General features: G+C 68.7%; 17 protein-coding genes and 1 riboswitch. Of the genes, 10 read left to right on the forward strand and 7 right to left on the reverse strand.

Translation table 11 applies throughout. The features are described from left to right. Window positions 1–38: 38 nt before the first annotated feature. Entirely contained in the window at window positions 39–1,415 is a 1,377-nt protein-coding gene (locus AB0I49_RS14780; RefSeq protein ID WP_363227323.1) for a hypothetical protein, read from the reverse strand. Window positions 1,416–1,571: 156 nt separating this feature from the next. Next, complete coding sequence (locus AB0I49_RS14785; protein WP_363227324.1) at window positions 1,572–2,660, reverse strand: hypothetical protein; 1,089 nt, start codon at window positions 2,658–2,660, stop codon at window positions 1,572–1,574. A 339-nt stretch (window positions 2,661–2,999) separates the two neighbouring features. Beyond that, window positions 3,000–3,130, forward strand: a riboswitch (cobalamin riboswitch). A 152-nt stretch (window positions 3,131–3,282) separates the two neighbouring features. Between AB0I49_RS14785 and AB0I49_RS14790 the strand changes: the two genes are divergently transcribed. Together AB0I49_RS14790 and AB0I49_RS14795 are read left to right on the forward strand one after the other, a co-directional pair. Further along, the gene (locus AB0I49_RS14790; RefSeq protein WP_363227325.1) at window positions 3,283–5,682 is read left to right on the forward strand and encodes a ribonucleoside-diphosphate reductase subunit alpha; all 2,400 of its coding nucleotides are present in this window, start codon (window positions 3,283–3,285) and stop codon (window positions 5,680–5,682) included. A gap of 113 nt (window positions 5,683–5,795) precedes the next feature. Beyond that, window positions 5,796–6,752 carry a ribonucleotide-diphosphate reductase subunit beta gene (locus AB0I49_RS14795; protein ID WP_363227466.1) on the forward strand — a complete coding sequence of 319 codons (957 nt, stop codon included), beginning with the start codon at window positions 5,796–5,798 and terminating at the stop codon, window positions 6,750–6,752. A 75-nt stretch (window positions 6,753–6,827) separates the two neighbouring features. On the opposite strand, the gene AB0I49_RS14800 is transcribed toward AB0I49_RS14795, so the two are convergent. From AB0I49_RS14800 to AB0I49_RS14810, 3 genes are read right to left on the reverse strand one after another with little or no spacing between them, the layout of a single operon-like run. Continuing rightward, window positions 6,828–7,010, reverse strand: coding sequence for a DUF397 domain-containing protein (locus AB0I49_RS14800; protein ID WP_363227326.1), 183 nt, complete (start codon window positions 7,008–7,010; stop codon window positions 6,828–6,830). Window positions 7,011–7,037: 27 nt separating this feature from the next. Continuing rightward, entirely contained in the window at window positions 7,038–7,223 is a 186-nt protein-coding gene (locus AB0I49_RS14805) for a DUF397 domain-containing protein (protein WP_363227327.1), read from the reverse strand. A gap of 10 nt (window positions 7,224–7,233) precedes the next feature. Beyond that, window positions 7,234–8,124 carry a helix-turn-helix transcriptional regulator gene (locus AB0I49_RS14810; RefSeq protein ID WP_363227328.1) on the reverse strand — a complete coding sequence of 297 codons (891 nt, stop codon included), beginning with the start codon at window positions 8,122–8,124 and terminating at the stop codon, window positions 7,234–7,236. A 248-nt stretch (window positions 8,125–8,372) separates the two neighbouring features. Between AB0I49_RS14810 and AB0I49_RS14815 the strand changes: the two genes are divergently transcribed. From AB0I49_RS14815 to AB0I49_RS14840, 6 genes are all read left to right on the forward strand, one after another. Further along, window positions 8,373–8,798, forward strand: coding sequence for an ATP-binding protein (locus tag AB0I49_RS14815; RefSeq protein ID WP_363227329.1), 426 nt, complete (start codon window positions 8,373–8,375; stop codon window positions 8,796–8,798). Between the two features lie 97 nt (window positions 8,799–8,895). Beyond that, window positions 8,896–9,786, forward strand: a complete 891-nt coding sequence (locus AB0I49_RS14820) for a M28 family peptidase (protein WP_363227330.1) — start codon at window positions 8,896–8,898, stop codon at window positions 9,784–9,786. 24 nt (window positions 9,787–9,810) lie between these two features. Continuing rightward, window positions 9,811–11,244, forward strand: coding sequence for a M1 family metallopeptidase (locus AB0I49_RS14825; protein WP_363227331.1), 1,434 nt, complete (start codon window positions 9,811–9,813; stop codon window positions 11,242–11,244). A 189-nt stretch (window positions 11,245–11,433) separates the two neighbouring features. Next, a complete protein-coding gene (locus AB0I49_RS14830) occupies window positions 11,434–11,817 on the forward strand; it encodes a hypothetical protein (protein WP_363227332.1) in 384 nt (127 codons plus the stop codon). Continuing rightward, window positions 11,814–16,184 (forward strand): DUF6531 domain-containing protein, encoded by a 4,371-nt coding sequence (locus AB0I49_RS14835; protein ID WP_363227333.1) that lies wholly within the window; start codon window positions 11,814–11,816, stop codon window positions 16,182–16,184. The genes AB0I49_RS14830 and AB0I49_RS14835 overlap by 4 nt, the downstream gene beginning before the upstream one ends. 42 nt (window positions 16,185–16,226) lie before the next feature. Continuing rightward, the gene (locus AB0I49_RS14840; RefSeq protein ID WP_363227334.1) at window positions 16,227–16,430 is read left to right on the forward strand and encodes a bacteriocin immunity protein; all 204 of its coding nucleotides are present in this window, start codon (window positions 16,227–16,229) and stop codon (window positions 16,428–16,430) included. 15 nt (window positions 16,431–16,445) lie between these two features. On the opposite strand, the gene AB0I49_RS14845 is transcribed toward AB0I49_RS14840, so the two are convergent. Both AB0I49_RS14845 and AB0I49_RS14850 read right to left on the reverse strand, forming a co-directional pair. Continuing rightward, window positions 16,446–16,655, reverse strand: coding sequence for a DUF397 domain-containing protein (locus tag AB0I49_RS14845; protein WP_363227335.1), 210 nt, complete (start codon window positions 16,653–16,655; stop codon window positions 16,446–16,448). Beyond that, window positions 16,652–17,512: a helix-turn-helix transcriptional regulator gene (locus tag AB0I49_RS14850; protein WP_363227336.1), complete on the reverse strand. Its 861-nt coding sequence runs from the start codon at window positions 17,510–17,512 to the stop codon at window positions 16,652–16,654. The genes AB0I49_RS14845 and AB0I49_RS14850 overlap by 4 nt, the downstream gene beginning before the upstream one ends. A 186-nt stretch (window positions 17,513–17,698) precedes the next feature. Here AB0I49_RS14850 and AB0I49_RS14855 point away from each other — a divergent pair, with 186 nt between their 5' ends. Then, window positions 17,699–18,169: an ATP-binding protein gene (locus AB0I49_RS14855; RefSeq protein WP_363227338.1), complete on the forward strand. Its 471-nt coding sequence runs from the start codon at window positions 17,699–17,701 to the stop codon at window positions 18,167–18,169. A gap of 150 nt (window positions 18,170–18,319) precedes the next feature. Then, window positions 18,320–18,925 (forward strand): class I SAM-dependent methyltransferase, encoded by a 606-nt coding sequence (locus AB0I49_RS14860; protein WP_363227339.1) that lies wholly within the window; start codon window positions 18,320–18,322, stop codon window positions 18,923–18,925. The last annotated feature ends 2 nt before the right edge of the window (window positions 18,926–18,927 follow it).

Raw genomic sequence — 18,927 nt, forward strand, 5'->3', positions numbered from 1 at the left:
TCTCGGGGTCAGGGCCCCGCTTCCGCGTGCTCTCGGGGTCAGGGCTCCACGTGCCGCACGAAGACGTCCTCGGCCGCGTTGGTGTCGCCGGCGACCAAGTGGGAGTCGTCCGAGTCGAAGACGGCGATACGGCCCTCGGCGTCGACTTCGACGGCGTCCGTCCATGTCGTGGCCTGGCTGTCGTCGTTCGCGAGGCTCACCAGCTCGACGCGGCCCGTCACCAGGTCGCGTACGAAGACGTCGCCGGCGCTGTTGGCGTCGCCGGGCACCAGGTTGGTCGCCGAGGAGTGGAAGAACAGCAGCCGCCCGTGGTCGGCGAGCCTCCCCCCGTACGAGGAGCTGTCGGCCTGGCTCCCGTCGGCGGCGAGCGACTCCAGGGTGGTGGTGCCCTCCCGGAGATCCCGGAGGTAGACCCGCCCCTCGCGGGTGGGGGTCTGCGGCACCAGGTCGGGCCAGTAGCTGTGGAAGACGGCGTACCGGCCGTCCGCGCTGAGCGAGGTGACGCTGCCCCCGGCGGTCTTCCCCGCCGAACTCACGGACAGGGCCCGGGTCCGCCCGGTGCGCAGGTCGTGGATGTAGGAGGGGTACTCCCTGGGCTTGGCGACCGAGGCCCCGCCGGGCTCCTCGCGCGGCGGCGTGCCGGGCTCCATGTTGTACGCGCGTGAAGTGAAGGCGACGTGCCGCCCGTCGGCGCTGATGACCGGCGAGGCGGACGGCCCGTTCGCCTGGGCGCCGTCGGCGGCGACGCTGACCCGCCGCGTGGTGTGCGTACTCCGGTCGTACGCGAAGATGTCCTGCGCGTTGTTGGTGTCGCCCGGCACCAGGTCGGCGCGGCGCGAGGCGTAGGCGACGACGTTCCCGTCGGCGCTGATCGCCGGCATCCAGGCGCCGTAGGGCTGCGGGCCGGCGGCCGTGCCGGAGCTGACGCGCTCGGTGCGGCCGGTGTGCCGGTCGCGTACGAACACGTCGTCCGTGCCGTCGTCGTCGCCGGGCACCAAATTGGCGGCGTCCGAGGCGAACGCGACGTACCGGCCGTCGGCGCTGATCGCGGCGCCGGACGACCTGAGGTCCGCCTGCGCGCCGCCGGTGGCCACGCTGACGCGCTCGACCTTCTTGGTCCGCAGGTCCTTGACGAAGATGTCCGCGACGCCGTTGGTGTCGCCGGGCACCAGGTTGGCGGCCGTCGAGGTGAAGACCACATAGCGGCCGTCGGCGGAGACCGCCTCGGTGGTCGACGCCCCGGCGGCCTGCGTCCCGTCGGCCGCGACGCTCACCCGCTCCGTGTGCGGCGGCGCGCCGGGCCCCGCCCAAGCCGCCCCCGCCGACGGCAGCGCGAGCGCGCAGGCCGCCGCGCCGATCACGGCCGTGCGGCCGAGCAGGCGTCCGGGCAGATGACCGAGCGGACGACCGGGCAAACGGCCGGGCGGATGACCGGGCAGACGATCGGGCGAATGTCCGGGTAAATGTCTGGATAAGCCCATCCTGACTCTCCCCTCCCAAGATTCTTCCGTGACGGCTGAGCCAACTCTCTCGGCCGTACGCGGTCAACGCATGGGACGGCTGACAGGATCTCAATACGCCTGATGCGGGAGGGGAAACCGGGGCTGGTGTCCTACTCCGTGCCATGCCCTGACAGCGGTGTCGCCGGGGGCGGTGGTCCCGCCGACTACGGTCCGCGGGCCGTCCCAGGACACGCTCGCGGTCCGGGTCCGGCCGGTGCGCAGGTCGTGCACGTAGAAGGGGTACGGGCGGGGGTCGGGGGCGGTGTGGACCGGGGTCCGGGCGGCGCCGAGGTTGGTGGCGCGGGACGCGAAGGCGACGTGGTGGCCGTCCGCGCTGACGACCGGGCTGGCGGAGGCGGCGTCCGCCTGGGCGCCGTCGCTCGCGACGCTAGCCCGCCGGGTGGTGTGCGTACGCCGGTCGTACGCGAAGACGTCCCGCACGCCGTTGGTGTCGCCCGGCACCAGGTCGGCGCGGGCGGAGACGAAGGCGACGACGTTCCCGTCGGCGCTGATCGCCGGCGACCGCGCGCCCCGGTCCGCCCCGGAGCCCGCGCCCCCGGCCGTACGCGCGCCCGTGCCGACACCGGCACCGGCACCGCTGCCCGTACCCGCGCCGATACCGCCTGCCGTACCCGCGCCCGTACCCGAGCCCGTGCCACCGCCCGTACCGCCGCCGGGGATCCGCTCGGTGCCGCCGGTGATCCGCTCGGTGCGGCCGGTGCGGCGGTCGCGGACGAAGATGCCGGGCGCGCCGTCGGCGTCGCCCGGTACGAGGTTGGTCGCCGCCGAGGTGAAGGCGACATAACGGCCGTCGGCGCTGATCGCGGGCTCCGCCGACCAGGAGTCCGCCCGCGTGCCGTCGGCGGCGGCGCTCACCAGCTCCGTGGCGCCCGTCCGCAGGTCCTTGACGAAGAGGTCCGCCTCGCCGTTGGTGTCGCCGGGCACCAGGTCGTCGGCGGTCGAGGAGAAGACGGCGTAACGGCCGTCGGCGGAGACGGCCGCTACGCCGGAGGAGCCGATCGCCTGGGCGCCGTCGGAGGCGAGGCCGGGCACGGCCGCGCGCGGCGCCTCCGGCCACGCGGCGGCCGCCGCCACCGGCAGCAGCACCAGCGCGCACAGCCCAGCGCCGACGACAGTCATGCGGGTGCGACTGCCCATCTCGTCCCTCCTAGGATGCCGGGTGACCGGATGACCGCTCGCCCTCAAGCCCCCGCGCCGATCCTCGCCGACCGCGGACGAGCCAACTCCGCCGACCGGGCACGGTCAACGGATCGGGCGCGGGACCAGGCGTCAATACGCTTGTTGCAGCAGGGGAAACCGGGGCTCGTGTCATGCGCAGGCAGCGGGCCGGGACCCGCGCGCATGGCGGGAAAACGGCGAATCCGCGGCCGGGAAGCGGGAGAATCGCGGAGGAACCGCGGCGGTGCCACTAGCACATTCACCCCACTTCCCGCGGAGAGCGACACAAGATGTGGGGGTGCGTGCGACCGCCAGCACAAGATGTATGCTCATGCTCGCTGTCGCCGCAGGGGAATCCGGTGCGAATCCGGAACTGTCCCGCAACGGTGTATGTGTGCGCATTTACGTACCCATGAGTCCGAGGACCTGCCGACAGTACGCCCGTGGCCGAGCCGCCATACCCGGCCGGGCGTCGAATACGTCCGGGCCTCGCGGGTTGGGCCGGTGGACGCGGTACGGTGCGCCCTTTTCAGGGTCGTGCCCGTACGCGCCCGTCGCCCCCTCCCTCCTGGCCCCCTGCCGAGCGAGGGAGAGCCACACCGTGACCATCGCGCCCGCCGATCCGGTTTCAGAGGTAGCGTCCGACGGCCCGGGTACCGCGCTGCTGCGCACCCTGACCGACCTCACCGCCGATCTGCCCGCCACCGACCCGGGCAAGGTCGCCGCCGCCGCGCTGCGCGGCCGCCATCCCGGTTCGGACGAGGCCGAACTGCGGTCGCTGGCCACCGAGGCCGCCGCAGGCCTGATCGCCGAGGAGCCCGAGTACTCCCGGCTGGCCGCGCGGCTGCTGACCCTCGCCATCGCCGACGAGGCGGCCGGCCAGGGCGCGCTCTCCTTCTCCGCCTCCGTCGCCACCGGCCACCGCGAGGGGCTGATCGCGGACGAGACCGCCGCGTTCGTCACGGCCCACGCCGCCCGGCTCGACGCCCTGGTGGAGCAGGCCCTCGCCGACGGCGCCGACGACCGCTTCGGCTACTTCGGGCTGCGCACGCTGCACAGCCGCTACCTGCTGCGCCACCCGCTGACCCGACAGGTCATCGAGACCCCGCAGCACTTCCTGCTGCGCGTGGCGTGCGGCCTCGCCGAGGACGGGTCCGTACGGGCCCTGGAGGACGTCGCCGAGCTGTACCGGCTCACCAGCTCGCTGTCGTACCTGCCCTCCTCCCCCACCCTCTTCAACTCCGGCACCCGGCACCCGCAGATGTCGTCCTGCTATCTGCTGGACTCGCCGCTGGACGAGCTCGACTCGATCTACGACCGCTACCACCAGGTCGCGCGGCTCTCCAAGCACGCCGGCGGCATCGGCCTCTCCTACAGCCGCATCCGCTCCCGCGGCTCCCTGATCCGCGGCACCAACGGCCACTCCAACGGCATCGTCCCGTTCCTGCGGACCCTCGACGCCTCCGTCGCCGCCGTCAACCAGGGCGGCCGGCGCAAGGGCGCGGCCTGCGTCTACCTGGAGACGTGGCACGCGGACATCGAGGAGTTCCTGGAGCTGCGCGACAACACCGGCGAGGAGGCGCGGCGCACCCACAACCTCAACCTGGCGCACTGGATCCCGGACGAGTTCATGCGCCGCGTAGAGGCCGACGCCGACTGGTCGCTGTTCTCGCCGGTGGACGCGCCCGAGCTGGTCGACCTGTACGGCGAGGAGTTCGACGCCGCGTACCGCGCGGCGGAGGCGGCGGGCCTGGCCGTCAAGCAGATCCCGGCGCGGGTCCTCTACGCCCGGATGATGCGGACCCTCGCGCAGACCGGGAACGGCTGGATGACGTTCAAGGACGCCGCCAACCGCACCGCGAACCAGACCGCCGAACCGGGCAGGGTCGTGCACTCCTCGAACCTGTGCACCGAGATCCTGGAGGTCACCGACGACGGCGAGACGGCCGTCTGCAACCTCGGCTCCGTGAACCTCGCGGCGCACCTAGGCAGAGACGTCGCCGACGGGGCAGAGGCGATGGACTGGGAGCGGCTCGACCGTACGGTGCGTACGGCCGTCACCTTCCTCGACCGCGTCGTGGACATCAACTACTACCCGACCGAGCAGGCCGGGAACTCCAACTCCCGCTGGCGGCCGGTGGGTCTGGGCCTGATGGGGCTCCAGGACGTGTTCTTCCGGCTGCGGCTGCCCTTCGACTCCCCCGAGGCGAAGGCGCTGTCCACCCGGATCTCCGAGCGGATCATGCTCGCCGCGTACGAGGCGTCCGCCGACCTCGCCGAGCGGCACGGCCCGCACCCGGCCTGGTCCGCGACCCGCACCGCGCGCGGCGTGCTCCACCCGGACCACTACCCCGACGCCGAGCCGACGTGGGCCGACCGGTGGGCGGCGCTGCGCGCCCGTATCGCGAAGACCGGCATGCGCAACTCGCTGCTGCTGGCCATCGCGCCGACGGCCACCATCGCCTCGATCGCGGGCGTGTACGAGTGCATCGAGCCGCAGGTCTCCAACCTCTTCAAGCGCGAGACGCTCAGCGGGGAGTTCCTCCAGGTCAACGCCTATCTGGTGGAGGACCTGAAGAAGCTCGGCGTGTGGGACCGCACGACGCGGGACGCGATGACGGAGGCCAACGGCTCGATCCAGGAGCTGGGCTGGATCCCGGCGGAGGTACGCGACCTGTACCGCACCGCGTGGGAGATCCCGCAGCGTTCGCTGATCGACATGGCGGCGGCCCGTACGCCGTATCTGGATCAGAGCCAGTCGCTGAACCTGTTCCTGTCCTCGCCGACGATCGGCAAGCTCAGCTCGATGTACGCGTACGCCTGGAAGCGCGGCATCAAGACCACGTACTACCTGCGCTCGCGCCCCGCGACGCGGATCGCGCAGTCGGCGCGCGCGGCAGCCCCCGCCGTCCCCGCCGCCCCTGTACCGCAGCAGGCGAGCGAGCCCGACGCGATCGCCTGCTCCCTGGAAAACCCCGAGTCCTGCGAGGCATGCCAGTAATGACGACAGCACCCGAGAAGAACACGGCCGAGACGACGGCTGCCGAGAAGACGACGGCCGAGAAGATCGCGAAGAACCTCCTCGACCCGGGCTTCGAACTCACCCTGCGCCCGATGCGGTACCCGGACTTCTACGACCGCTACCGCGACGCGATCAAGAACACCTGGACCGTGGAGGAGGTCGACCTCCACTCCGACGTCGCCGACCTCGCCAAGCTCTCGCCGGGCGAGCAGCACATGATCGGGCGGCTGGTGGCGTTCTTCGCGACCGGCGACTCGATCGTGTCGAACAACCTCGTCCTGACGCTCTACAAGCACATCAACTCCCCCGAGGCGCGGCTGTACTTGAGCCGTCAGCTCTTCGAGGAGGCCGTGCACGTCCAGTTCTATCTGACGCTGCTCGACACCTATCTCCCCGACCCGGAGGACCGCACGGCGGCCTTCGACGCGGTGGAGGAGATCCCCTCCATCCGGGAGAAGGCGCAGTTCTGCTTCAAGTGGATGGACTCGGTGGAGTCCATCGACCGCCTGGAGTCCAAGGCCGACCGCCGCCGCTTCCTGCTCAACCTCATCTGCTTCGCGGCGTGCATCGAGGGGCTGTTCTTCTACGGGGCCTTCGCCTACGTCTACTGGTTCCGCTCGCGCGGCCTGCTGCACGGCCTGGCGACCGGCACCAACTGGGTGTTCCGCGACGAGACGATGCACATGAACTTCGCGTTCTCGGTCGTCGACACCGTTCGCGAAGAGGAGCCGGACCTCTTCGACGACGAGCTGGAACGCCAGGTCACCGACATGCTCAAGGAGGCCGTGGAGGCGGAGCTCCAGTTCGGCCGCGACCTGTGCGGCGACGGCCTCCCCGGCATGAACACCGAGTCGATGCGCGAATACCTCCAGTGCGTCGCCGACCAGCGCCTGCTCCGCCTGGGCTTCCCGGCCGTGTACGGCTCGGAGAACCCCTTCTCCTTCATGGAACTCCAGAACGTCCAGGAGCTGACCAACTTCTTCGAGCGCCGCGCGTCCGCGTACCAGACGGCGGTGGAGGGCTCGGTCTCCTTCGACGACGACTTCTGATCGGTCCCGTTTCGTAGGGGACTGGGCTGAGCCGACGCGCCGGCTGGGGGGTGACCCCGCCGGTGCGTCGGCGGCTCAGCTGTCGGCTTTGAGGGTCTTGAGGAACGCGCCCCAGGCGGCGCTGCTGGCCGCCAGTGCGGTGTTTGGGGCGTCGCTCTCACGGAGACGGATACGGCCGCTGGCATCGGCCGCCACCTCTACGCACTCGTCCTGCCCGCTGGTGCTGAACGACGACTTCCGCCATATGAGCTGGGACATGGCTCTCCTCCTACGACGCGTACCGCATCAGACATCTGCCTTGATGCTCCTGAGAAACGCCCCCCAGGTGGAACGGCTCGCCGCCATCACCACATCCGGATCATCACTCTCACGGACACAGATCTGGCCATCGAGACCGACCGCCACTTCGACGCACTCACCGTTGACGCTGCCTCCGCTGAAGCTCGACTTCTGCCACTGACGCTCTGGCATGGCATTCCTTTCACGACGCATACAGCAGGTGCTGGATGAGTCCGAGGGAGTCTTTCCGCACATGGAACTCGGGTTCGACCCGTAGGTCAATCGGCGGCAGAGCCACCGCGCTCAAGTGGTCGAAAGCGGCGGAGAACTGGACCAGTTGCTCCTGGGCGCTTACGAAAGGCGAGGAGATGGGGTGCTCCACATAGACAGTGTTCAGTTCGGGCACAGCGGCCTCGAAGACGACGAACGGTGCGCCGAAGGGGGCCGGGTAGGCAGCTGCCTTGAAGGGCAGGAGCTCAATTCGTACGTGCGGCAGCCTGGCCATCTCCACCAGGTGCTCGACTTGGCGTCGCATCACGTCTACCCCCACGAACTGCATATGCAGCGCCGCCTCATGAATGACCGCATGGAAGGCCGCCGGGGAGCCGCCGACGAGCATGCGCTGGCGGTGCTGCCGATATTCAATAGATGCCCTCACAGTCTGCGGCGACGCTTCCGACTCGACGCCTCTGAACAGAGCGCGGGTGTACTCGGGAGTCTGAAGCACGCCCGGTACATACAGCCATTGGAAGGTCTTGCATCCTGCACAGGACGCCTCCAGCTCCGCGAGGTCGAGGGCATCCGCCGACAGCACCTTGCGGTAATCGGACCACCACCCCCTGCCTGTCGACGCGCCCATAGCGACCAGCGCATCAACCAAGGGCTCCTTCCGGCAACCATACGCGTCAGCCAATGCGCGGATCTTGGCCTCAGGAATGGCCGTTCGAGCCGCTTCGATGTGACCCAGATGCGGTGCCCCGAGCCCGGCGAAGCCTGCGGCATCCGCGACCGACAGGCCGCACGCATCACGTAGTCTGCGCAGCTCGATACCCAACCTTCGCTGCCTGAGCGTCGCGTTGGCCCGAAGACCCATGTCGCCTCCCTCTGATTGTGAGCAGTCTGCCCGGTGTTGGGTGGACCGGGCCACTCGTTGGGAGCAATTCCTCCGATTGAGTTGCTGATCGGAAACCCGAGTCTCTACCGTCGAAGACACATCGCCCGCCCCGGCCCGACAGCCGGCATCGCAGCGCAGGCACGCCCCATGACGTCCTGTCATCGTGATGCCCATGCGAAGTCGCATCGCGCCAGGGCCGGCACCCCCGTGACCAAAGGAGTCACGCCATGTGTCCCAGCACCGCGACCGCCGAAACGCCGCGGCCAGACTTCTCGCTCGTCTTCCCGCCCCGCCCCGGATGGGTCCATACCGCCCGCCAGGCCATGCGCACCGCGCTCACGGCCGCCGACCGGGCCGACCTCATCGACATCGCCGTCCTCCTCACCTCCGAAGCGGTGACCAACGCGGTCAACGCCTGCCTCGGCAGTGGGTGTTCGGTGCCCGTGACGCTCTACGCCGAGTGGGACGTCGAAGGATCGCTGCGCGTACTGGTCCACGACGGTGCGCCGGGGGTGCCCAAGGAGAGTGCGCCGGGCGAGGCGCAGGAGAACGGGCGGGGGCTGCTGCTCATCGGGGCGTGCGCCTCGGAGTGGGGGGTGTGCGCGCACGGGCCGGGGCCCGGGAAAGCGGTCTGGTTTCAGCTCGCGGGGTGATACGCGGAGCGGCCGGCGCAACCCCGGCCCCGGTCGGACGTCTGGTCGGCGAAGGCACCTTTCCGTGCCGGAGTACCGACCGACTGAAGGAGCGTCCATGAAGTTGGCCAGCCGTCGTACGTACGCGATCGGGGCCGTGGGGCTCGGCCTCGCCCTGCTGGGGACCGGCGCCGTACCGGCCGGGGCCGCCCCTGCCCGTACGCAAGCGGCGCCGCCCGTCATCTCCGAGCAGGACGTGATGCCGCACCTGGACGCCCTCCAGAAGATCGCGGACCGCAACGACGGCAACCGCGCCTTCGGCACGAAGGGGCATGAGCGGTCGCTGAAGTACGTGAAGGGGGTGCTCGACAAGGCGGGCTTCACGACCCGTATCGACTCCTTCACGTACAAGGGAGCCGTCGGCCACAACCTCATCGCGGACTGGCCCGGCGGCGACACGAACCACACCCTCTTCGCGGGCGCACACCTCGACAGCGTCAAGGCGGGCCCGGGGATCAATGACAACGGCTCCGGTTCGGCCGCCATCCTGGCCACCGCCCAGGCCGTGGCCAAGGGGCATCTGAAGCCCAAGCGCCACCTGCGCTTCGCTTGGTGGGACGCGGAGGAAGAAGGGCTGGTGGGCTCCGCCCAGTACCTCAAGAAGCTCCCCGTCGCCGAGCGCAAGAAGATCGACACTTATCTGAACTTCGACATGACCGGCACCAAGAACGTGCAGCAGTGGCTTGTCGTGCACGACGGCAAGGAGGCCACGGACGCGTTCGAGGACTATTTCGCCGCCAAGAAGCTCCCCACCTTCGACATCGGCATCGGCGGCTCGGACCACGAATCGTTCGGCAAGGCCGGAATCCCCACCTCCGGCTTCAACACGGGTGTCGGCAGCTGCCTGCACGAGGCGTGCGACCGGATCGACAACGTGGACCCGAAGACCGAGACCACCAGCGCCAACGCCATCACCGGCGTGGTCTGGAAACTCGCCTCCACCCGCTGACGCCGACAGAACGGACGCCACCTCATGCGTACACCACGCCGCTTCGCCCTGTTGGGCGCGCTCGTCGGCAGCCTCGTCCTGTCGGCCGTACCCGCCTCCGCCGCCAACGGAGGCGGCAGCGCGGGCGACCCCTATTACCCCGACGACGGCAACTCCGGATACAACGTCTCGCACTACGACGTACGTGTCGGCTACGACCCGGCCCGCACCCACTACCTCGACGGCGACACCACCATCACCGCCACGGCCACCGAAGCCCTCGACCTCTTCAGCCTGGACCTGAAGGGCTTCAAGGTCGCCTCCGTCGCCGTCAACGGCGCCCCGGTCAAGGCGTTCTCCCGCTCCGGCGAACACAAGCTGGTCATCACCCCCGCCCAGCAGCTCGCCAAGGGCAAGAAGTTCACGGTCCGCGTGCGCTACGCGGGCAAGCCGACCGGTGCCGCCTGGAACACCATGAAGGACGGCGGGGCGTACGTATCCGGGGAGCCGCATTCGTCGCGGGACTGGTACCCGAGCAATGACCACCCCTCGGACAAGGCCACCTTCCAGCTCACCGCGACCGTTCCGGAGGGCTGGACCGCCATCGGCAGCGGACTCCCCGGCAAAACCACCACCGGGAAGAACGCCGACGGCAAAGCCACCAAGACCTTCCGCTGGCACGAGGACAAGCCGCTCGCCACTTACCTGAGCGCTTTCGCCGTCGACAAGTTCACGGTGCACAACTCGAAGCTCAAGGACGGTACGCCCGTCATCCACGCGTACAGCCCCGGCACGGAGGCGGCCAGTCAGGAATGGGAGGGCCAACTCCCGGAGATCCTCGACTTCCTCTCGTCGAAGTTCGGCCCGTATCCGTTCTCCTCCGCCGGCGGCATCGTCGTCAACGGGGGCGACGGGGGCGGCCCAGGCGCTCTGGAGACGCAGACCCGCCCCACGTACATCGGGTCGATGTTCGACATGTCGATGACCCACGAGAACGCCCACCAGTGGTTCGGCGACAGCGTCACCGTCGCCGACTGGCGCAACGGCTGCCTCAACGAATGCTTCGCGCAGTACGCCAGCCAGCTCTGGGAGGAGCACAACGGCTCCGACATCGACAAGGGCTTCTACCGCGACACCGTGGAGGAGAACAAGAACGACCCCAAATACTGGGCCGTCAAGCTCTACGCCCCCGGCAAGGGCAAGGAACTCGACTACGCGCTGTACGACAGGGGGTCGCTGATGCTGCACGCCCTGCGCCACACCGTCGGCGACAAGGCGTTCTTCGCGACGCTCAAGCAGTGGACCCACGACCACCGCGACTCCAACGCGACGTGGCCGCAATTCGAGAAGCTCGCCCAGAAGGTATCCGGCAAGAACCTCACCGGCTTCTTCAACGCCTGGGCACACAGCACCAAGATCCCGGAGAAGAAATACCTCTACCCGGGATCGCTGGCGAAACTGGCGAAACTGGCGAAGTAGCCCCCTGATCGGCGGTCACTGGACAAACAGGGTGCGGCATTTCGACGAAATGCCGCACCCTGTGCCTGATGTCCCCCTGGGAGGCCCGTCGCCTTTGCTCACCCATTACGCCCCATTGGCGGCCTCATGACGCTCGCTTCCTACGCTGAAGGTTTGCGTGGGGGCTTGGTTTGACGGGGGAGGCACGCGGTGGGCGACGGTCACGGCAGCGGCAAGGTCCTGAACATCAAAACGGCGGACATCAAATCGGCGGCGCCCGTCTTCCAGAAGCAGAGCGTGCAGCTGAGCAACGCGCTCAAGCTGCTGATCAAGACGTTGGACGGGTACGGCGAGCCGTGGGGCGACGACAAGCCGGGCAAGAAGTTCGGCAAGGACTACAGCCCGAACCAGAAGAAGCTGGAACAGGTGACGGGCATCGCCATCCTGGGCCTGGTGAGCATCCACGAGGCGCTCGACGACCTGGCGGACGGCCACGTCGACAACGACGAAGCGATCGCCGGGATCTTCACCAAGGGCACCAAGGAAACCAAGGAGAAGCACCAGGGCGGCGGCCACGGTGAGGGCGCCGAATGAGCGTCGAGGACGAGGCCAAGAAGATCCTCCTCCACCTCGGCATGTGGTGGCCGGACGCCAATTCCGGGACGCTGCGGCACGCGGCCGAGGCGTGGCGGACGTTCGCCGACAGCGTCGATGACGTGCGGGGCGCGACCAACCGGCAGGCCACCTCCCTCATCCACAACAACGAGGGTGAGGCGGTCGACGCCTTCCAGGCCTTCTGGGAGCGCTACGCCAAGGGCGCGGACGGCGGCTGGCTCAGCGAGCTGGCGAAGGCGTCCCGGAAGATGGCCGAGGCCCTGGAGCAGTTCGCCGACACGGTCGACGACGCGATCAAGGCGCTGTGGGAGCAGATCGCCATCGACGCGGTCGCCATCGCGGGCGGGTTGGTGCTGACCGTCTTCACCGGGGGCGGATCCGACGAGGTGGCCGCGGGGATCATCGAGATGGCGGCCGGCCTGGGGGTGGAGGTCGAGGCGTCGGTGGCCGCGATCGCCGCGGGCATGCTGACCGGCGCGGTCTACGAGGGCGTCTTCTCGATGACGATCGACGCGGCCGTCGCCCAGCCCGTGCGGATCGCGCTGGGGCAGCAGCACGGCTTCAGCCTGGACGAGGTCTCCCACGCCGCGGAGAGCGGCATGGTCTGGGGCGGGCTGTTCGGCGGCGTGGGCCCGATCACGTCGCGGGCGGGACAGTTCGGCGGCATGAAATATCTGCTGCGGCCGGGCCTGCGCCCCAATCTGATCGAGGAGGGCGCGTTTGCCCGCCCGGCGGGCAAGACCCCCTGCAAGGGGGAGCCGGTGGATGTGGCCACCGGCGCGATGCTGATGACGCAGACGGATGTGGAGCTGCCGGGGAGCCTGCCGCTGCTCTTCGAACGCACGCATCTCTCCTCGTACCGGGCGGGTACGTGCTTCGGCCCGACCTGGGTCTCGACGCTGGACGAGACGTTGCAGCTCGACGCGCAGGGCGTGGTGTTCGCTGCCGCGGACGGGATGCGGCTGGTGTATCCGGTGCCCCGGCCGGGAGAGGCGATGCTGCCGTCGAAGGGCGCCCGCTGGCCGCTGGAGTGGGACGGCACGCCGGACGGCGTCATCACCATCACCGACCCGCACACCGGTGTCGTACGCACCTTCAGCCACATCGCGCCCAGCGCGGCCGAGGGCGCGGTCCATCTGCCCCTGGAGTCCTGGTCGGACCGTAACGGCGCCCGTATCGACGTGGAGCGGACGGCGGACAGCGTGCCGGTGGGGTTGCGGCATTCGGGCGGCTACTACCTGGCCGTGGACACGGACGGCCCGCGGATCACGGCGCTGCGCCTGCTGGACGAGGCCCCGTCGGCGTACGAGCAGGGGCCCTCGGCGGCTCCCGCCGGCGGGACGGTGGTGATGCGCTACGCCTACGACGCGACGGGCCACCTCACCGAAGTCGTCAACTCCAGCGGCAAGCCCCTGCGCTTCGCCTACGACGCCGAAGACCGGATCACCTCCTGGACCGACCGCAACGGCACCTCCTTCGCGTACGTCTACGACAGCCGGGGCCGGGTGATTCGTACCGAGGGCAGCGACGGGGTCTTCAACGGCTCCTTCGCCTACGACGACGCCGCGCGCACGACGACCTACACGGACTCGCTCGGCCGCCGGACGATCTGCCGGTACAACGCGGACGGCCAGGTGATCGCGGAGACGGACCCGCTGGGCCACGTCACGCTGACCAAGTGGGACGCCTGGGGCGAGAACCCCCTCTCCGCGACGGACCCCCTGGGCCGTACGACGCGCTACGCGTACGACGCGGCGGGCAACCTCACGGAGCTGGTGCTGCCGGACGGCGCCACGGCTCGGGCCGCGTACAACGACCTGTGCCGGCCGCTGGAGGTGCGGGAACCGGGCGGCGCGACGTGGCGGCATACGTACGACGAGCGCGGCAACGTCCTGACGACGACGGACCCGGCGGGGGCGGAGACGCGGTACGCGTACGACCCGGCGGGCCACTTGGCGTCGGTGACGAACGCGCTGGGCCACACCCGTACGGTCGCGTGCGACGCGGCGGGCCTGCCGGTGGCGGTGACGGACGCGCTGGGGCACACGACCACGGTGATGCGGGACAGCTTCGGCCGCGTTACGGAATCCACCGATCCGCTGGGCCACACGACGCGGATGGCCTGGACGGCCGAGGGCAAGCCGAGCCGTCGCGAACTGCCGGACGGCACCCGCGAGACCTGGCAATGGGACGGGGAAGGCAACCTCCTCACCCACACCGACCCCGCAGGCAACATCACGCGTCAGACCTCCACCCACTTCGACGTCCCGGCGACGCGCACGGACCCGGACGGCACGCGGTACGCCTTCGCGTACGACACGGAACTGCGGCTCACCGAGGTGACCAACCCGCAGGGCCTGACCTGGTCATACGCGTACGACGAGGCAGGCCGCCTGGCCTCGGAGACGGACTTCAACGGCCGCACGCTGACGTACGGACACGACGCGGCGGGCGGTCTCGTGTCGCGGACGAACGGAGCGGGCGAGACGCTGCGCTTCGAGCGGGACGCGTTGGGGAGGGTGGTGGAACAGCGCGCCGACGACGACGAGATCACGACATATGCGTATGACGAGGCCGGCGCATTGGCGGGGGCGACGAACGCGGACGCGGAACTGGTCATCGAGCGGGACGCGCTGGGACGGCCGGTACGGGAGAGGGTGAACGGCCGTACGACGACGTACGCGTACGACGCGCTGGGCCGCCGCACGCGTCGGGTGACACCGACCGGCTTGTCGTCGGAATGGACGTACGACGAGGAGGACCGCGCGACCGCCCTGCGCTCGGACGCGGGGACATTGGCCTTCGCCTACGACGCGGCGGGAAGGGAAACGGAACGGACCCTGGGCGGCGGTGCGACGCTGACGCAGACCTGGGACAAGAACGACCGCCTGACGACGCAGAGCGTCCACTCCCCCCAAGCCGGCAGCCTCCTGCAACACCGCTCCTACGCCTACCGCCCGGACGGCTGCCTCACCGAAATCCGCGAACTGACCTCGGGCACCCGCCGTTTCGACCTGGACGCGATGGGCCGAATAACGGGCGTGAACGCCCACGGCTGGACGGAACGCTACGCCTACGACGGCGCCGGCAACCTGACGGGGGCCGAGGCCCCGGCCCACGAGGCGCCGGGCGCCCGGGAATTCCACGGCACGCTGATCAGCAAGGCGGGCCGCACACGCTACGAACACGACGCGCAGGGCCGCCTGACCCGCAAAACCCGCAAACTCCTCAACGGCCAGACGAAAACCTGGACATACAAGTGGAGCGCGGAGGACCGCCTCACGGATGCGGTGACCCCGGATGGCGAAACCTGGCATTACACGTACGACCCGTTGGGCCGCCGAATAGCGAAGCAACGCCTCGGCGAAGACGGCAAGGTGGCCGAGGAAACAACCTTCGCCTGGGACGAAAGCCGCCTGGCAGAACAACTCTCCCCCACCGGCCGGGCCACAACCTGGGACTACGCCCCCGACACCCACCGCCCCCTGACCCAGACGGACCACCGCCCGCTGATCCGCGAGCCGGGCGAGTCCCTGATCACGAAATTCGCGGAATCCTCGAACCCGACCGAAGCCACCCGCTTCCACGCCATCATCACGGACCTGGTCGGCACCCCGACGGAGCTGATCACCCCGGCGGGCGAGGTGGCCTGGCAACACCGCACCACCCTCTGGGGCACCCATTTCCCCGCCCCGACAGACCCCACCACGACCGACTGCCCCCTCCGCTTCCCCGGCCAATACTCTGACGCGGAGACCAGCCTCCACTACAACTACTTCCGCTACTACGACCCCGAATCCGCCCGCTACATCAGCCCGGACCCTCTGGGCCTCGAACCGTCCCCTAATCACCACGGGTACATAGCAAATCCTGAAAAGTGGGCCGACCCACTAGGGTTGCAATCCTGTATCGAATCTCCCAAGAAGTCGTCACAGATAAGGAACGGCCCGGGGTCCGTAACAGGTGGTTCGAAACTCCGAGACGTCAGCGGCCGATGGCTCCGAGGAAGTTCGGGAAACGCCGGAAAAATTCCGGGACAGGTGGCCCGAGCAATGCAGGGAAAGAATTTCAAGAACTTCGACGATTTCCGCGAAGAATTTTGGACTCAGGTATCCAGAGATCCTTCGCTATCTTCACAGTTCAGCCCGTCGAACCAGACGCTAATAGCGCAGGGCAAGGCACCCTTTGTCGCGCCGAACCAAAGCGTAGGAGGTAATAAGAGATACGTGCTGCACCACGTGACACCAATTCAGCACGGCGGCGGTGTCTACGACCTCGATAACATTATCGTGGTCACTCCGCAGTACCATGGCGAGGTACTGGATCCCGGCTATCATATGCGGTAGCCAGTTCTCATTACGGTCCGAAGACTCAGCAAGGAGGCACACGTGACGCGCAGTGAGCTTATTCAACTCGTGGAGAGGATCATGGCCGGCGAAGGGTCGGAGAGTGAGCACGATGCCCTTGTCCGCACCCTGGAGGAAAACGTTCCGCACCCACGCGTGCTGGGGTTGATCTACTACTCAGATCCTGCACTCACCGCAGAGCAAGTAGTGGACCAAGCGCTGGCCTATCGACCAATTGCTCTCTGACGAAGCCTGGGTGACTCAAACGCGCGATGACTCGGCGGCAATCTTGCCCGATTTAATGCCAGATATGAGTGTGCGCAGCACCTCGGGCCTGGTGGTGAGGACGGACTCCGGCGCGTCGCTTTCGCGGACATGGACGGCTCCTCCCGATGTCGCGGCCACGTATATGCAGTTGGCGCCCTCATTGCTGTATGAGGACTTCTGCCAGGTCAGCGGGGGCATGTTCATCCCTTGCGAGTCTCTTGTGCGATGCGGTGGATCAGGTCCCGCGACTGGGTCGGACCCAGGGCTCGGGATTCCATGCGGTCCAGTACCGAGGTGTACTTCGTCAACTGCGCTTCGGCATCAAGGAAGTCGCAGCCCATCTCTGTGTCGACCACCACCGTGTCCAGCTGCGGCACGGGGCCGCCGGCATACGTGATGGGCTGGCCCGAGATGGGAAACGAGGCTTCGCCGAACGGGATGACCAAGACGGAGATGTGGCCGTACTCGCTCATCTCGTTGAGATGGTCGAGTTGTTCGCTCGTGACACCCGGGCCGCCATGGCCCATTCGCAGGGCCGCTTCGTGCACGATCGCAGTGTAGGGGGCCGGGCTGCCCCCGAAGAGGATCGCTTGGCGTTTGATGCGGTACGAGACACGGTGCTCGACTTCATGCGGGCGCAGAGGCGGAAGATTCTCGCGGAATGTCGCGCGAGCGTATTCCGTGGTCTGGAGCAGCCCGGGGATATGGACCACTACCGCGACGCGCACCGCTGTCGAGTGATGTTCGAGTTCAGCGAGGTCCAGCAGCGTTTTCGGGAGGAGTTCCCGGTACTCCTCCCACCAGCCGCGCTTCCTCGTGCCGGTCATACCGGCGAGCGCGTCGACGTAATCCAGGTCCGAGCATGTGTAGTTACCGGCCAAGGTGCGCACGCGGTCCGCGCTCACCGCGTACCGGCCCGCTTCGATGTTGCTGATCCTCGCCTGGTTGCCACCGAGGAGGCCGGCGGCAGCGGTTGAGGACAGACCCGCCCGTTCCCGTAGTTTGCGCAGCTCAGCACCCAGACGTTGCTGCCTCAGCGTGGGGGAGCTGACCGACGGCATGAGTGCCCTCTCTTCGCTCGAACAGAACGTCCCTCGTCACTCACACGAGGGGACCTGTAAGACGTCCCTCTACATTGATGGAATACCTTACACATCAGGCGCTACGGTGTGGCCTGACTCGCCCCTTCAACTGCCGACGTCACGCAGTCGAACCGGCTCCAACTCCACCTCCCACCAGGAGGCTCCATGGCAACCGTATCTTCACAGCAGCCCTGGACGTACACCCTCGATCTCCCCCACGACCCGCGCGCAGCAGGCGTGGCCCGGACCACTCTGCGAGCCGTGCTGTTCCGGCACGCCATAGGCGAACTCGTCGACACCGCAGAGCTGTTGACCAGCGAACTCGTCACCAACGCCTACCTGCACTCCGACGGACCGGCTTCCCTGCGGCTGCACAGCACCGGCCCGCAGGGCGAACGACTGCGGGTCAGTGTGTGGGATACGAACCCCGACATTCCGACGACGTTCCGCAAGCGCGTCGCCCCGCCGCGGGACTGCGACCGAGAAGGGGAGGGCGGACGCGGACTGTTGCTTGTACAGATGTGCGCCGACAGGTGGGGAAGCTATCTGCTCGGCGACGAACTCTTGGGAAAGCGCGGCAAGATGCTTTGGTTCGAGCTCGAAGCCAGCGGCAGCGCGTATAGGACCGCCGCCTAGCCGCAGGCCTCGCCTGACGGCCACGGGGAGACGCGGGGTTGTGTCCGCCTTTTGCGGTTTCCGCAAAGAACTTTGCTTGGTGAGCGGCTCGGGTCCACCTTGACGTCGGAGATGGTCACAGCACATCGACTGACTGAAGGACGGAACGCTATGGACGCCCGCCACTGGGACGACATGTACCGCAGCCGCGACCAGGTATTCAGCGGCAACCCCAACGCAGTGCTCGTCGCCGAGGTCGGCGGGCTGCCGCCCGGTCAGGCGCTCGACGTCGGGTGCGGCGAAGGCGCGGACGCGCTCTGGCTGGCCCGGTGCGGCTGGCAGGTCACCGCGGTCGACGTGTCCGAGGTCGCCCTGCGGCGCGCCGCCGGAGCGGCGGAGGACGACGTCCGGGACCGCCTGTCGTGGGCGCGCGCCGACCTCACCGCCACCCCGCCCCCGGCCGGCACGTTCGACCTGGTGAGCATCCACTACTTCCCGCTCCGCCGCGAGCCGGGACACTCGGCGCTGTACGGGCTCCTGGAGGCCGTCGCGCCCGGCGGCACGCTGCTCTTCACGACCCACGTCCTCTCGGACCTGATCTCGCACCGGGACGGGGAATACGACCCCGCCGACTTCTACCAGCCCGACGACATCGCCCAACTCCTCGGCCCCGCCTGGAGCGTCCTCGTCAACGAGACCCGCCCGCGCACCGCCCCGGCCCCTCCCGGCGCCCACCACACCCACGACGCGGTCCTACGGGCGCTGCGCGTGCGCTGAAG

Source organism: Streptomyces sp. NPDC050617 (assembly GCF_040654795.1).
GTDB lineage: Bacteria > Actinomycetota > Actinomycetes > Streptomycetales > Streptomycetaceae > Streptomyces.